Genomic DNA, 16051 nt, shown 5'->3' on the forward strand with positions numbered 1-16051 from the left:
GTATTTGTGTATAAGGTTAAAATTGTGTTATTTGAGTAGTTTGTTAAATTGTTTTGTGTGTGTGTATATGTATGGGGTAGGTTTTTGAGAAAGAAAAGAGTTGTATATTTATGGGGTGGGGTGGGGTTACTATACGATTGGAAAGTAATAGGATTATAGGTTTGATGGAAGACAAAATAATGGACAAGTATTTGTTAATAGTTACTTAACTTAAAAAAGAGTTTATGAAATGGTAATAAAGATGTATAAATGGTGAAGAAGGATGTTAGTATAAGTAAATAATGAAGATTAAAAAAGTCAAAAGGTAATAAACTAAAAAAAAAAGAAGAATCATATTTATAAAAAAAAATGAGTTATTAAAAAGTAAAGAGATAAAACAAAAATTGTTTAAACGGTTACACAGAAATTTTATAAATATATACTAAACTAAAGAAATAAATCAAGCAAATCACAAACGTGATAAAAAATATAATATAAATTACTCAGGGTAATAAAACTTAGTTTTAAGGGATAGTTGTTAATAGATGTCTTTATCAAGATGTGATAGAAACAAATTCTATATATACTTTATATAATAAATATAATAGTTGATTATGAAAAAAAACTATAAATAACAAAAGACTAAATTTCTTTATAACAAGGAATAATTATTTTAATAGATTGTAATAAAAGCATAAGGTTTATTTAAAATGTTTATAATTTTTTATGTATGATTCATCCAAGATTAAGATCTTAAAAGGTTTAGATCCTGTAAAAAAAAGACCAGGAATGTATATAGGCAATACAGATGATGGTACTGGTTTGCACCACATGTTATTTGAACTTATTGATAATTCTATTGATGAATATTTAGCAGGTTTCTGTACAACTATTAGAATACAAATTATAAAGTATAAGATACTAACAATTGAAGATAATGGAAGAGGAATACCTATAGATACTCACTCATTCGGCATATCAGCTGCAGAGATAATTATGACTATATTACATGCAGGAGGAAAATTTGATAATGATTCTTATAACTTTTCTGGCGGTTTACATGGTGTAGGTTTATCGGTAGTAAATGCTTTATCTGAATTTATGAAATTATATATTTATAGAAAAAATAAATCTTATAAACAACTATATTTAAATGGAATACCAACAACGCCTTTAAAAACAATTGGAAGAACAAAAAAAAACGGTACCAAAATAAGTTTTAAACCTTCAACAAAAATTTTTATAAATAGCAGTTTAAATTACAATATAATCTATAAAAGATTACAAGAAATGTCTTTTTTAAATAAGAAATTAAAAATCGTTTTAATAAATAACGAAAAACAAATAGTATTGTATAATGAAGGTGGAATTAAGACGTTTGTTGCAAAACTTAATAATCATAAAACTAATATATGCCCAATTTTTTATTTACATTCAAAAAAAACAAATATGCTTATAGAAGTAGCAGTTCAATGGAATAATTCATTTACAGAATTAGTTAAATGTTACACAAATAATATACCACAAACTGACGGTGGAACTCATTTGTTTGGTTTTCGCACAGCTTTAACAAAAGTTATTAAAACGTATATTAAAAAGGAAAACATAAAGAATAACTATTCTATAAATAGTGATGATATAAAGGAAGGAATAACTGCAATTATAGCTATTAAAATGCAAAACCCAAAATTTTCTTCACAAACAAAAAATAAATTAATATCATCAGAAATAAAAATAGCGGTAGAAAACGAATTAAACAAAACATTTTATCTTTATTTATTAGAGCATCCTAAAGAGTCAAAAAACCTTATAAATAAATTTATTAATTCCGCAAAAATACGAGAATCTTCTCGTAAAGCAAGAAATGTTGCTAGAAAAAGACTAGCTTTAGATGTTGCTAAATTGCCGGGTAAATTATCTGATTGTCAAGAAAAAAATCCAAAAAAATCGGAATTATATATCGTAGAGGGCGATTCTGCTGGTGGATCAGCTAAGCAAGGAAGAGACAGACGTATACAAGCAGTTTTAGCTTTAAAAGGAAAAATAATTAATGTAGAAAAATCAGGGTTTGAAAAAATATTTGTATCAAATGAAATAGTCACGTTAATAACGGCATTAGGTTGTGGAATAGGACAAAAAGAATTTGATATAAAAAATTTACGTTATCATACAATTATAATTATGACAGATGCAGATGTAGATGGTTCACATATAAGAACATTATTATTAGCATTTTTTTTTAGATATATGCCTAAACTAATTGAAAATGGTTATGTATATATTGCACAACCACCTTTGTTTAAAATTAAACATATAAAAAAAGACATATATATAAACAATGAAAAAGATCTACATAAACATACACTTAAAATATGCTTAAAAGAAAAACAACTTCTAAGCAATAAAAAATATATAAGTATAAAGAAATTACTGTTGAAGTATATAAGTGTTTATAATATTTCAAACAAAAGAAAAAAAAGTGATTTAAAATTAGAAAAAAATTATTTAAATGATGCTTATTATCTAAATAAGTTTTATTCTTTCTATTTTTATTTAAATAAATTGGTATTATCATCTAATATCTATTACGTGTTAATAAGCTTTAAAAAACAACTAAACAAATTAAATAATTTTAATGATAAGATTAATTTATTCTTTAATAAAAAGATATTTAAAAGTTTTTATAAACTCTATGATTTAATACAACTTATATTTTACAAATTGTTCTATAAAAGTTTTTATATACAGAGATATAAAGGGTTAGGAGAAATGAATCCTAATCAATTATGGGAAACATCAATGAACCCCTTTAAACGAATATTATTCAAAATGATAATTAAAGACGTTTGTAAAGCAAATTTACTTTTTAATATATTAATGGGTGAGAGCGTTAAACCTAGAAGACACTTTATCCAAAATAATGCGTTACTTGCTAATATAGATCTTTAGTTTTATACTACTACTACAAGTAGTAGTACTTCTTTACTGGTTTTTCTTTTTAATTTCTATATTTTTCTGTAGCTGTTATATTTTTTTTTGTTACTCTTTGCACTTTTTTTTTATTATATTTTTATGTACTTTTAAAGACTTAAGTATTGTTATATCTTTTATATATTTTTATGCTATCTATTATAAACATAATTTATTGTTTCTGTTCTTTTTATGTTTAAAACTGTTTTGGTCGATTTTGGCTTTTGATTCTCTTAGTTAAATGATGTTGTTCTTGCTTTTAGTTTACTTATATTGTTTAAAGTTTATAGATGTTTTATAAGTTTTTGTTGCTTGGGGTAAGTAAATATTGTGTTGTGCAGTGAGAGAAATGTATAAAAGAGGAACAGGAACAGGAACAGGAACAGGAAGAGGAATAGGAATAGGTAGTAGTTAGTGTTATCAGTTAATAGGGGTTATCAGAGTATAAGTTAAATGTAAGATATAATAGAAGTGGTAGCGGGTAGATTCACATATGTAAGTGTAAGTATGTTAAAACTTTTTAAAATAGATAATTTGTATAATGTTAAAGAATATATGAATAATAAAAAGTTGATTTAAAGCATGGTTTGTGAATGCCGCTATAGATGGTAAGGCCTATAGCTCAATAGGTAAGAGCAGAGGACTCATAATCCTTGTGTTGTAGGTTCAAGTCCTACTAGGCCTATAAAATCAGAAAGTCGGATAAAGATATTAAATATAGTTAATAAGATTAAAATGTTGTTTTTAGTTACATTAATATTATTCTGAAAAATTTGAAGAGCTTTTATATATGCGTTAAATTTAGTATGTAGCGTATAACTTATATAAAAAATATCTTTGTAGTTACAATTACCGTTACTTAGTAACTTATTATAGGTTTGTTTAAAAAATAATATTGAATTAAATAATTTATATTCTGCATTTGTTTTTAAATGTCTTATATTAACTGTCTTTTTTAAAAAGCAATTATGTTTATATTTTTTTTTAAATTGTTTTATAAAGTTATTTATTCTTTTATTAATTTCTATTATTTTGTAAATAAACGTATTATTAGTTAATAAATAATTAATTATATAACTCCGTCTAAACAAATCATAAGGACAATAACTTGTATGTTGTATAGAACCAAAACTTGTTTTATAGATATGTATTTTGTAAGTTATAATTAATAGTTTGTCTGTTATAAAACATATTATGTCCTTTACAAAATGATTAAGTTTTAAAAAACAGTTGTACTGAGAAAAGGAATACAGAATCAAAAACCATAAATCTAAATTATATTCATTTAAAATAATAAGTTTTAATATTATATAAGCTAATCTTCTTGTAAAGAAAATATCCTTACTATTATTAAATTTATAACCCAAATAAAAAAAACCTATTAAATCGTCTATTTTATTTGATAGGGATAAAGATATACCTTCTTTTGTATAAGGTAAAATATTTATATATTGATTTGGTAAATATTGTTGATACAATGTTTTATAGATTTCAAGTTTCTCTTTATTTATATAGCAATAATAAGATCCAATTAATCCTTTAAATAAGTTAAACTCATTAACAAAGTATGTAAGGAAATCACATTTTGCTAAATATCCAGCTCTAATAGTAATGTAAACATTTCCACCTATATATTGTACATATTTTTTTAAAATGGTAATAATTCTACGAGTTTTATCAGCTAAAGTACCTAAGTTATATTGAAAAATTACTAATTCTAAATCTTTAAAACGTTCATATAAATTTCTTTTTAAATCATATAGTACCAAACATAAAATATCATAAAAACAAATGTTTATATTCATTTCATAAAAAGTTATTAATTTTTTTTTATTTAAAGTATTTACATTTACAATAACAATGTATTTATTTGTTATAATGTTTTTTTTATTTAATAAAAGAAACCCTTTTTGTTTAAAATTAATAATAAAGATTGTTATTTCCTTCGGAAAATTTTTAAATATTTTATTAAAGTTTATAACTATCGCTACGGGCCACTCAACTAAATGAGTAATAAATCTTAATAGGACTTGATCTATACTTACGACTAAATTATGTTTATTAGAATTATATAAAATCATATGTCTAATTATTTCACATCTATAATTTAATTTAACAAGTACATAACCAGGATACTTTACTTTTAATAAGTATTCATTACTATTTTTTAGTTTTATATATTTTTTACAATGTATTATATGACCATAAGTTTTTCTATTAGACAACATATTAAATAATTTAATGTTTATTATCTTTTTATTAAATAACAAAATAAACCATGTTATAGGACGTATAAACTTTTTTGACTTTTGTCCCCATCTCATTTGTTGTAATGCTGATATCTTTGTTAAAAAGATTTTTATAGCAATTTTAAGTATATGTTTTAATTTATTAACCAAAACTTTGTGTATACTGTCTATATGTATGGCAATACGTCTAGCTGTTGTAAAAACATTTATTGTATTAAAATAAAAATTTTCTTTATTTTGTTTATAGGTATATGTTCTGAATTTTTGGTTTAAAATTCTTATAATATTGTTGATGATAATTTCATTAGCTTTTATAGGTAAGTTTTCAAAACCAACTTCAATAAATAAATTATTCATAATTGTTTATATATTTTTTTGCAATTTCAAAAGCCATAGATCTTACGCGATGTATATACATTTTTTTTTCTATAAAATCTATAATTTTACAAGAATCTAATAAGTTTAAAATGTGTGATGATTTTAATAAATTTTCATAAGCAGGCATGATTAATTTTTTTTGTAATAAATGAAAACACGTAGTTTCATATTTTAAAAACTTTTTTAACAAATTTTGTTTGTTTAAACAATTAAAGTTATAAGTTGATTGTTCTTTTTCATTTTGTAAAAATAGCTCACCATAACTAATATTTTTATTCCATTTTATGTCATATATATCATCTATACTTTGCAAATGCATCGCTATTCTTTCAAGTCCATATGTAATCTCTCCTGTAACAGGAGAACAATCTATACCTCCTATCTGTTGAAAATAGGTAATTTGTGTAATTTCTATATTATTTAACCATACTTCCCAACCTAAACCCCAAGCTCCTAAACTAGGTGACTCCCATTTATCTTCTAAAAATCTTATATCATTTAATTTTAAATTAACACCTAACGTATTTAATGAATCTAAATAAAAATTTTGAAAGTTTTTTGGTGAAGGTTTAAAAACAACTTGAAATTGATAATAATGTTGTAATCTATTTGTTTTATTTCCATATCTACCATCTTTAGGCCTTCTACAAGATTGAACAAAACAAGTTTTAACAACTTTTATAGTTTTATTTATAGACGTAAAAAAAGTAAAAGGATGAAATGTAGCAGCACCTATTTCTAGATCAAAAGGTTGTAAAATAATACAACCCAAATTAGACCAAAACTTTTTTAAACTTAAAATTATTTTTTCAATAGTAATATATTTTTTTTTCATTCTACTTGTTTTCAGTTTATATTTTTTTTATAGGTATTTTTTTATATTAGTGTTTTTTTTTTTAACTTTCAATTCTTTTTTTTTAACTAATTCTTTGTTTTATTATTTTTCTATGTTTATTGCTATTTGCTTTAGATCTTTGCTTTTGTTGTTTTTATAGTTATTTTTAGCTGTTTTTTATTATTTGCCTTTGATATTTGCTCTTGCTCTTGCTTTTGCTCTTGCTCTTGCTCTTGCTCTTGCTCTTGTTATTGTTATTGTTTTATGCATTATATGTTTTGTTAAAATTAATAGTTGTATTAGATAATAGCAGTAGTAAAAAGTTGCAATTGATGTTAGCTCTTGTTTATTATATGTTAGTTTTGGCTGTTAGTTTGTATTGGTTATAGGCTGTTTGTTAAGTTATTAATTGTTAGAGGTTATGTTGTAGTTTGAAAAATTCAGCTTTCAGAATTCAGCTGTTAGCTGTTAGCTGTTAGCTGTTAGTTTAAAGATGTTGCTTTTTAGAGATTAGAGATTATACTGTTTGCTTGAATTGTTTATTAGAGGTTTTAGGAATTGTTTTGTTTGTTTGTTAGTTGTTATTTATTAGAGGTTTATTTATTTTGGAGGTTGTATGTTAGAGTTTTTATATGTTTTATTTGATTTTTTATATTCTATGTTTTTTTTGCTTTCTTTGTTCTTCTCTTTTTAGTATTTTGTATGTTTTTTTCTGTATATTGTTTTGTTTTTATCTGTACTATAGTTAAGCCTTGTATAAACTCTTTCGTCTTTTTCTATTGTCTTTAGTATTATGTATAGCAATACTACTATATTGTGTATGTTTAAATTTTAGATATTGTAGGCATTATGTTGTATTTTAGATATTTAGTTATTTGAGGTTTGAGGTTTTGTTAATTTTGTTAGTTAGAGGAAGTAGGATGTTATTATGTTGGATAGAGCTTGTAGCTTGTATGTTGTAGGTTGTAGGAAAGTATTGGCTAAAAAGATTAAAGCTTTTTGAGGTTATATTGTTAGTCTGTTAGAGGATTTGTTTTAAAATTAGAGGTTAGAGGTTAGAGGTTATTTGTAATTTGTTGTTGATAAAAGTTTTATGTTTGATATTGCTTTTTGTGTTAGCTGTAATTAATGTTTGATATTCTGTGTTAACAGGATAAATGCACGATGTTATAGGAATTGAATTAAAGTTAGCTGTTATAAAGTTTATGGGTTATGAGTAAGGTGTATTTGTGTTAGTAGTTAGGTAAGAAGTTGTTAAAGTAAGGTAGTAGAGGTAGGTTGTTAAATAAGTAAAAGTGTGTTATGTAAAGAAAAAAATAGATTTAGATGATTTGTGGAAGCTGTTAAATAAATTAGTGAAATGCTAAATGTGTGTAATTGGATAGGTTAATGTGGTAAAAAAGGTTTGTAGGTTAGACTAGAACGTGTTAAAGGAAAAAAGAGAGAAGAAATTGTGGTTAGGGGTTGTATAAAGTTTTTTTTATAGGAAAAAGGGTGTGTATAATTATGGTTTTATGAGGTGTTTGTAAGAAGTAATATAAGAAAGGTAAAGAGAAAAAAAGAAATGTAGTATAAAAGAAAAAAGGGTTTGTATAATAATGGTTAAATGCTGTGTTAGGTAAAAGAGAGATATTTGTTTTTGGTAGAGTGATGAGAAGGTTAGTTAAAATGTATTAGATGTTGTTTTGTTTAACATTTGTGGTAAAAAATAGATGAGTAGTTAAAAGATAACTGATAGATGTGGTATATATATGAATTGTTTTAAAGTTAAGTACATAAAATTATTAATTGTTAATGGTATTAGGGGTATGCGTTTTGTTGAATATGTCTTATTAACTTAATTAAAGGTTAAATTTTAGCTTAGATGTTTTATTTGTCTATTATTTAGCGATAACAGGCATTATTGAGTTATTTTCGGTATAGGTAAAGTAAATGTATAATCATATTAAAAATATAAATTAGATGTTATGATTAATAGTTGATTAAATAGAATATAGATAGAGTGGTGTTATTGGTATTAATGGAATAATAGTAAGATTAGTATACAGGTTATATGTAAAAATGGAAGAGTCGGATAGGTTGTCAAAAAAAATAAGAGAAGTTATATAAAAATGGAAGAGTCGGATAAGTTGTCAAGAATATAAGAGATATTATATGAAAAAAAGTAAAGATATTCGGCAATATAAGTTTAAAAAAACAAGTAAAGTCGTACAGTTTTACTAATAGAATAAAATTAAAATCATAAAATAAACAAAAAAAAAAGAAATAAATATGAATAACAGTGAATATAAAAGATATAACTTCATAGTAGAGAATTATGTAAAAAAAATACTTAAAGCAAAAGTGTATGAACTTGCTAAAGAAACACCTTTAGCTTGTACGCCGTTACTTTCTACTTATTTAAAAAACAACATATTTATAAAGCGTGAAGATTTACAACTAAACTTTTCGTTTAAAGTTAGAGGCGCTTATAACTGTATGAGAAACTTATTAAAAAATAAGAATATTCAATGCGTAATTACAGCTTCAGCTGGAAACCATGCACAAGGAGTTGCTTTAGCGGCAAAAAAATTGGGTATAAAATCAATTATTATTATGCCAAAAGTTACACCTGAAATTAAGGTTTTATCTGTACAATCGATTGGATGTGAAGTTTTAATAAAAGGTGATAATTTTAATTCGTCTTTAAAGTATGCGTTAAGTTTAGTAAAGAATTATGGTTATACTTACATACCTCCTTTTGATGACACAGAAGTTATTGCAGGTCAAGGCACTTTAGCGATGGAAGTATTAAAACAATATAAAAATAAAATACATGCAATATTTGTTCCAGTTGGCGGAGGAGGATTAATTGCAGGTATTACAGCGTATCTAAAATATTTACGTCCTAAAATAAAGATCGTTGGTGTAGAGCCAGAAGATTCTGCTTGTTTAAAAGAAGCAATTAAATATGGTTATCCAATAACATTAAATACTATAGACATGTTTGCAGAAGGAGTAGCAGTATCACGGGTTGGAAAGAAGCCTTTAAAGTTAATAAAAAATATATTAGACGATCTAATAACTGTTAATATAGATGAAATGTGTAGTGCAGTAAAAGATATATTTGAAAATACAAGAGCATTGGCAGAAGTTTCAGGAGCTTTATCTTTAGCTGGTTTAAAAAAATATATAATAAAACAAAACATTACAAATAAAAATTTAATTTGTGTTAATACTGGAGCAAATATTAATTTTGACAAATTACAATATATAGCACATAGAACAGCACTAGGGGAAAACAAAGAATTAATATTAGCTATAAAATTACCTGAATCTATAGGGAGTTTAAAAAGTCTATGTAATATAATAGGAAACAAGAAAAGGTTTACTGAATTAAATTATCGGTTTTTAAATAAAAAAAAAGCAAATATATTGATAGGTTTAAAAATAATTCCAGGGAATGAAGATAAAAAATTAGTAATTAATAATATACGTAAGGCTAAGTTTTTAGTTAAAGATATGAGTTCAAATGAATTAATAAAAATACATATTCGTCATTTAATTGGAGGACAAGTAAATAAATTTACAAATAAAAAAAATTATAAAGAAGAATTATATTGTTTTGAATTTCCAGAAAAAACAGGAGCATTAATAAAATTTTTAAATAGTTTACCAGAAATATTTAATATTTCTTTATTTCATTATAGAAATTATGGCTATGCCTATGGTCGTGTTTTAATAGCTATTCAATTATATAAAAATAAAAAACAACAAGTAGAAAGTAATTTAGATAAGTTAGGTTATAGATATTGGAACGAAAGCAAAAATGTTGCTTATAAAATGTTTTTAAATCAAAATTGAAAATAATTATGTAATGGAGAATTTGATTGAAAAGTTTTTGTCTTGAAAAAATTTTAAACGTTGTTCATTGGAATCATAATTTATTTAGTTTTTTTATTACCAAACATAAAACTTTTCGTTTTAATAATGGGCAATTTATACTTATTGGTTTAAATAATAATAAATACTATAAATTAATAATAAGAGCTTATTCTATCGTTACCCCCAATTATGCAAATCATATTGAATTTCTTTCAATAACAATAAAAAACGGAAAATTTACATCATTATTAAAAAATATAAAAATTGGTGATTATATACTAATAAGTACAAAATCTTCTGGAAGTTTAATACTTGATAATATTCGAATTGGTAAAATTTTATATCTTTTATCTACTGGAACTGGTTTAGCACCATTTATAAGTTTAATACAAGATCCACTGATATATAACAGGTTTGACAAAATTATTTTAATACATGGAGTAAGTTATATAAAAAATATAGCATATAAAACTTTTGTTAATAAAAACATTTTTTATAGGTATATTGTTAACATAAAAACAAAGTTAATTTATTATCCAACAATTTCTAGGGAAATTTATATAAATAAAGGTAGAATAACAGAGCTTCTTATTAAAGGAACCTTATTGAAATGTTTAAAGTTACCTTTTCTTAATTTTCATTATGATAAGTTAATGTTATGCGGTAATAGAGCTATGTTACAAGAACTTATATATTATTTAACTAAGTTATCTTTTAGATTTTCAATAATAAATAATCCAAATGATTTTGTATTTGAATATTCTTTTATAAGCAACTAAATTCACTAAAATGTATTTTACGATTTACGACATATTACTAACTTATACTACTAAATATAACATAACAACACATTTGCTAACATCTTTACGAATTAATTTATATACCAGATATACGGTTTCTTATAATTTATAACTGCTTTTTATATCAATTTACTATAAAAACCAAACAATCGTTTAACCTTTCAAACAATTTTTAATTTTTATAAACAGCACAATTTTCATATACACCACTATCACTCTAGTTTTACAGTTACCTTACACCAAGATAAATAAGAAAAAGCACTTAGCTAAATTTTAATAACTTAGCCATTATCAATTTACCTTTTATATATAACATACTCCCATTGTCTACTAGTCCATTAGATCAAATTGACATAACTAATACAGTATCTTTAACAACACAATAATATATTTAACAACTGTACATAACCTTTTAAATAGTATTAAACTTTAACTTTTAACACAAGACAGCTTAACACAACCTACCATTAAGACCTTAAACAATGGCCAATAATTTCAACAAACATAAGACTTACACATACAGATAACAAAACATATCATATAACGTATTAAAAGATATACAGATTACACATAACACAAAAGCATAAATTATCAATAAATATAAAAAAAAAAGCAGTTACCTTAAACCTCTTTAATACAACAACCTCTAACAAACACCTCTTACTATTAACTACCAACTATCTAACATCTTTAAATAAACATCTAACAAACAAACCACAAACCACAAACCACAAACCACACATCAAAAGTCTTAAAAGCAAACAACCTACAACCTACAAATAAACAAAAGCTATAATCTTAAAATTTTTAAGCAACAACTAACCTAGTTTTATTTATTATACAACTCTTTTTCGCTAATAATTAATTAAATACAACAGCAATAATATATCCTCTAATAACTTAAAGCTTTAAAACACAAACCATCTAAAGTGACAAATCTGAAACAGTGTAAAATAAATAAAAAGGAAAAAAAAAGTTAACAATCAAACTAACAGCAAAAAAAATAAAAAAGAACACAAGCAGAAAACAAAAATCAGAAAAATTAACACAGAACATAAACAAAAATCAGAACACAAGCAAAAATTAACATCATAAAACAAAAACATAGAGAAAGAAAAAAAAAGAGAAATAATATTGATTTTAAACTTAACACAAAACAAATATAAAAGAATTCAGCAAAAACATACAAGCGAAAATCACACAAGCAGAAAACATAAAAGTATAAATAAAAACGCATAACATAAATACATAAATAAATAAACATATAAAAGAAAATATATAAAAACGCAGAAAACATATTATGAAAAATTTAATTTATACGAAGTATATAAAACATCATTTGCAAAATTTAACAGTTGGACTAACGAAAAAAAACGTTTGGGTATTAGCACATAATATAGAACAAATAAAAAGTATGGGTTTTATTTCAATTAATTTAGATTCAATATTGGTTTCTATAGTTATTGGTTTATTATTCTTTTTTGTATTTAAAAAATGTTCGTTGTTATTGAATTATACAACTAGTCCTAAAGGGTTAAGAAATGTAGTAGAATATATAATTGAAAACATAAACAACATAATAATTAATAACTTTAAATATAAAAATGATTTAATAGGACCGCTGTCAGTAGTTATTTTAATGAGTATTTTATTAATGAATTGTATAGATTTGTTACCTATTGATGTTATAAATATATTTTTATATTGGCTAAAATTAGATCAAAACATTAAAGTGTTAGCAACATCAGATATAAACATCACAGCAGGTATGGCAATAAGTGTGTTTTTTATAATAAATTTTTATGATATTAAAAACAAAAGCTTAACCGGGTTTTTGAAAGAAATTTGTACACATCCATTTAACAAGTTAGTTTGTATACCGTTTAATATTATTCTAGAAATAATTAATTTATTAATGGAACCTTTATCTTTATCTTTACGTTTATTTGGAAATATGTTTGCTTCAGAAGTTATATTTATTTTAATAAATATGTTACCTTTTTGGATGCAATGGATTTTAAGTTTCATTTGGGGAATGTTTCATATTTTAATAATACCTTTACAATCTTTTATTTTTATGATGTTGACTATAATTTATTTCAATAGATCGTATAAAACTAATTAATTAAGATGAAATCAATAAACATGGAGAAAACATAAAAATGGAAATTTATATAGCAGCAGCTATAATGATAGGTTTAGGTGCGGTAGGAACGGGAATAGGCTTTGGTATTATAGGGGGTAGATTGTTAGAATCAACTGCACGACAACCAGAATTAAGTAATTTATTATTAACTCGTACTTTTTTAATGACAGGATTAATAGATGCTGTACCAATGATTGGTGTAGGTATTGCTTTATATTTAATTTTTGTAGTAGCAGGTTGAAAGGAATCACTTACATTAAGTTAAAACGTTAAGGTTAAGGTTAAGGTAATCTTTGTGAATATTAATTTAACTATTTTATGTGAAGTTATAAACTTTTCTATTTTAATATGGTGTTGTAAAAATTTCATTTGGCCGCCAATAAAAAAAAATATATTAGATAGAGAAAAAACAATAAATAATGCTTTAACAGCTGCTAATATAGCAAAAAAAGAATTATATAAAGCAAAAAAAGAATCAAAATATATTTTATGTATAGCAAAGAAAGAAGCAGATTTAATATTAGAAAAAGCACGATTACATCACAATGTAATACTTGAAAAAGCAAGAAATATATCGAAAAAAGAAAGTGATATTGAATTAAAAAACAGGAAAAAGTTATTTGAAGAGCATTTGGCAATTAGAAAAAAAGATTTGCATGAAAAACTAATAAAAGTATCTTTAATCGGTTTAGAAAAATTATTAGAAAGTTCAATAAATATAAACATAAATAAAGAAATTTTTAAAAAGTTAGTAAACAAAATATGAAAATATCTGTAAAATTAAAAAAAAACAACCCATATTTAAAAGCATTATGGACAGTATCAGTTTTATCAAAAGATTTAGATAAATGGAAAAATAGAATAAAAATTGTTGAGTTTATTTTAAATTATTATAAAAAAAATAATGTATGTAAAAGTTTTTGGGTTAAGACACAATTAAAAAGGGTTTTAGATACAGACAGTTTAAAAGTAATAAAGTTATTATTAATAGCTAATCAAAATAAGAAAACAAAATATATTTTATTGTATTATGAAAATAAGATACTACAACAATATAAGATTATGAGTATAGAAATACTTAGTGCTTTTATAATGAACAAAAAGCAAAAACAACAAATAACAAACAAAATAAGTTTAAAATTAAAAAAAAAAATTTTTATAATAAAGATCAAAATAAAAAAAAAGATAATGGGTGGCTTTATTATAAAGCTTAAAAATATAAATATAGATTGTTCAATAATCGGTAGATTAAATAAATTAAAAAATAATATATTAGGGTATTAGGATGATGAATTATGAAACAATTAAAGTTTTCTGAACTTAGTAATATAATCAAAAAAGAACTTACAAATATTAAGTTTCAATTAGATTTGAAAAATGAAGGAATCATTATAAATGTATTTGATGGAATCGTTCGAATGTATGGATTATATGATGCTATGTATGGTGAAATAATAGAATTTGTGGACAATATTTTTGGTTTAGTCTTTAATATTGAACGCACGAATGTAGGTATAGTGATCTTAGGCGATTATAAGAATCTTTCAGAAGGAATGAAAGGTAAATGCACAGGTAACTTATTAAAAGTACCTGTCGGTTTAGAACTAATTGGTAGAGTTGTAGACACATTAGGAATTGCTATAGATGGTAAAGGAACAATAAAAACAAAAAAAAAAGATTTAATTGAAAAAATAGCGCCAGGTGTTATCTGCAGAAAAACTGTAAATCAACCATTAAACACAGGTATAAAAGCAATAGATTCAATGATTCCAATAGGTTTAGGGCAAAGGGAATTAATTATTGGTGATAGAAATGTTGGAAAAACATCGCTATGCTTGGATGTAATTTTAAATCAAAAAAATAAAGATATAACTTGTATATATGTTGCTATCGGGCAAAAAAAATCTAATGTTGTAAAAATTGTAAATGTTTTTGAGAAATATGGAGCTATGAATTATACAATAGTAGTTGTTGCTTCGGCATCAGACCCGGCTATAATGCAATATTTAGCCCCTTATACAGGTTGTACGATGGGTGAATATTTTCGTGATAGAGGAAAAAATGCAGTAATTGTATATGATGATTTAACAAAACAAGCTTGGGCATATAGACAAATATCATTGTTGTTAAAAAGACCACCAGGAAGAGAAGCTTATCCGGGGGATATTTTTTATATCCATTCAAAATTATTAGAAAGAGCTTGCAGGGTTAATAAGAAGTTTGTTGGTAATCAGACAAAAGGAAGAAGAAATACAACGGGGTCATTAACAGCTTTACCAATTATAGAAACAAAAGGTGGAGATGTATCAGAGTTTATTCCTACAAATGTAATTTCTATAACCGATGGGCAAATTTTTTTAGAAACAAATTTATTTAATAATGGCATAAGACCTGCAATAAATGTAGGTTTATCAGTGTCAAGAGTAGGTGGTTCTGCACAGACTAAAATTATAAAAAAATTAGGATCAGGTATTCGTTTATCTTTGGCTAAATATAGAGAGTTAGAATCTTTTGCACAATTTAGTTCAGAATTGGATAAAATAACTAAAAAACAAATTATTAAAGGAAGAAATATAACAGAATTAATGAAACAAAAGCAACTAAACAAAAGGAGCGTAGCTGAATTAGCAATTTTATTGTATGCTGCAAATAAAGATTATTTAAACGATGTAGATATAAAAAAAATAGCTTTTTTTGAAAACGAACTAATAAAATATTTAAATATAAAATATAAAAAAATAAGAAATTTGATAAATAAAAAAGGTAAAGAAGAGTATATAGAGCAATTAAAACAAATATTAGAAAAATTTAAAGAAAATCATAGGTAAAA

10 protein-coding genes and 1 tRNA gene are annotated in these 16051 nt (G+C 23.9%); 9 read left to right on the forward strand and 2 right to left on the reverse strand.

Annotated features, from left to right (window positions below):
- Positions 1-705 precede the first annotated feature (705 nt).
- Positions 706-2928 (forward strand): DNA gyrase subunit B, encoded by a 2223-nt coding sequence (locus C530_RS00090; protein WP_014894938.1) that lies wholly within the window; start codon positions 706-708, stop codon positions 2926-2928.
- Between the two features lie 632 nt (positions 2929-3560).
- Positions 3561-3634 (forward strand) — tRNA-Ile (locus C530_RS00095).
- Here the strand turns inward: C530_RS00095 and glyS are convergent.
- Together glyS and C530_RS00105 are read right to left on the reverse strand one after the other, a co-directional pair.
- Complete coding sequence (gene glyS, locus C530_RS01475; protein ID WP_080585999.1) at positions 3594-5555, reverse strand: glycine--tRNA ligase subunit beta; 1962 nt, start codon at positions 5553-5555, stop codon at positions 3594-3596. The genes C530_RS00095 and glyS overlap by 41 nt on opposite strands.
- Positions 5548-6411, reverse strand: coding sequence for a glycine--tRNA ligase subunit alpha (locus C530_RS00105; RefSeq protein ID WP_014975204.1), 864 nt, complete (start codon positions 6409-6411; stop codon positions 5548-5550). The genes glyS and C530_RS00105 overlap by 8 nt, the downstream gene beginning before the upstream one ends.
- A 2271-nt stretch (positions 6412-8682) precedes the next feature.
- Between C530_RS00105 and ilvA the strand changes: the two genes are divergently transcribed.
- The 7 genes from ilvA to atpA all read left to right on the forward strand — a co-directional run bounded on the left by ilvA (position 8683) and on the right by atpA (position 16049).
- Positions 8683-10254 carry a threonine ammonia-lyase, biosynthetic gene (gene ilvA / locus C530_RS00110; RefSeq protein ID WP_014894940.1) on the forward strand — a complete coding sequence of 524 codons (1572 nt, stop codon included), beginning with the start codon at positions 8683-8685 and terminating at the stop codon, positions 10252-10254.
- 26 nt (positions 10255-10280) lie between these two features.
- Positions 10281-11054 carry a ferredoxin--NADP reductase gene (locus C530_RS00115; protein ID WP_014894941.1) on the forward strand — a complete coding sequence of 258 codons (774 nt, stop codon included), beginning with the start codon at positions 10281-10283 and terminating at the stop codon, positions 11052-11054.
- A 1321-nt stretch (positions 11055-12375) separates the two neighbouring features.
- Positions 12376-13200, forward strand: a complete 825-nt coding sequence (atpB, locus tag C530_RS00120) for a F0F1 ATP synthase subunit A (protein ID WP_014894945.1) — start codon at positions 12376-12378, stop codon at positions 13198-13200.
- A gap of 37 nt (positions 13201-13237) precedes the next feature.
- Positions 13238-13462 carry a F0F1 ATP synthase subunit C gene (gene atpE / locus C530_RS00125; protein WP_014894946.1) on the forward strand — a complete coding sequence of 75 codons (225 nt, stop codon included), beginning with the start codon at positions 13238-13240 and terminating at the stop codon, positions 13460-13462.
- A 54-nt stretch (positions 13463-13516) separates the two neighbouring features.
- Positions 13517-13987 (forward strand): F0F1 ATP synthase subunit B, encoded by a 471-nt coding sequence (gene atpF / locus C530_RS00130; RefSeq protein ID WP_014894947.1) that lies wholly within the window; start codon positions 13517-13519, stop codon positions 13985-13987.
- The gene (locus C530_RS00135; RefSeq protein WP_014894948.1) at positions 13984-14505 is read left to right on the forward strand and encodes a F0F1 ATP synthase subunit delta; all 522 of its coding nucleotides are present in this window, start codon (positions 13984-13986) and stop codon (positions 14503-14505) included. Before atpF ends, C530_RS00135 begins: the two co-directional genes overlap by 4 nt.
- An 11-nt stretch (positions 14506-14516) precedes the next feature.
- Positions 14517-16049: a F0F1 ATP synthase subunit alpha gene (atpA, locus tag C530_RS00140; RefSeq protein ID WP_014894949.1), complete on the forward strand. Its 1533-nt coding sequence runs from the start codon at positions 14517-14519 to the stop codon at positions 16047-16049.
- The last annotated feature ends 2 nt before the right edge of the window (positions 16050-16051 follow it).

Origin of the sequence: Candidatus Portiera aleyrodidarum BT-B-HRs (assembly GCF_000300075.1) — a bacterium.
Taxonomy (GTDB): Bacteria; Pseudomonadota; Gammaproteobacteria; order Johnevansiales; family Johnevansiaceae; genus Portiera; species Portiera aleyrodidarum.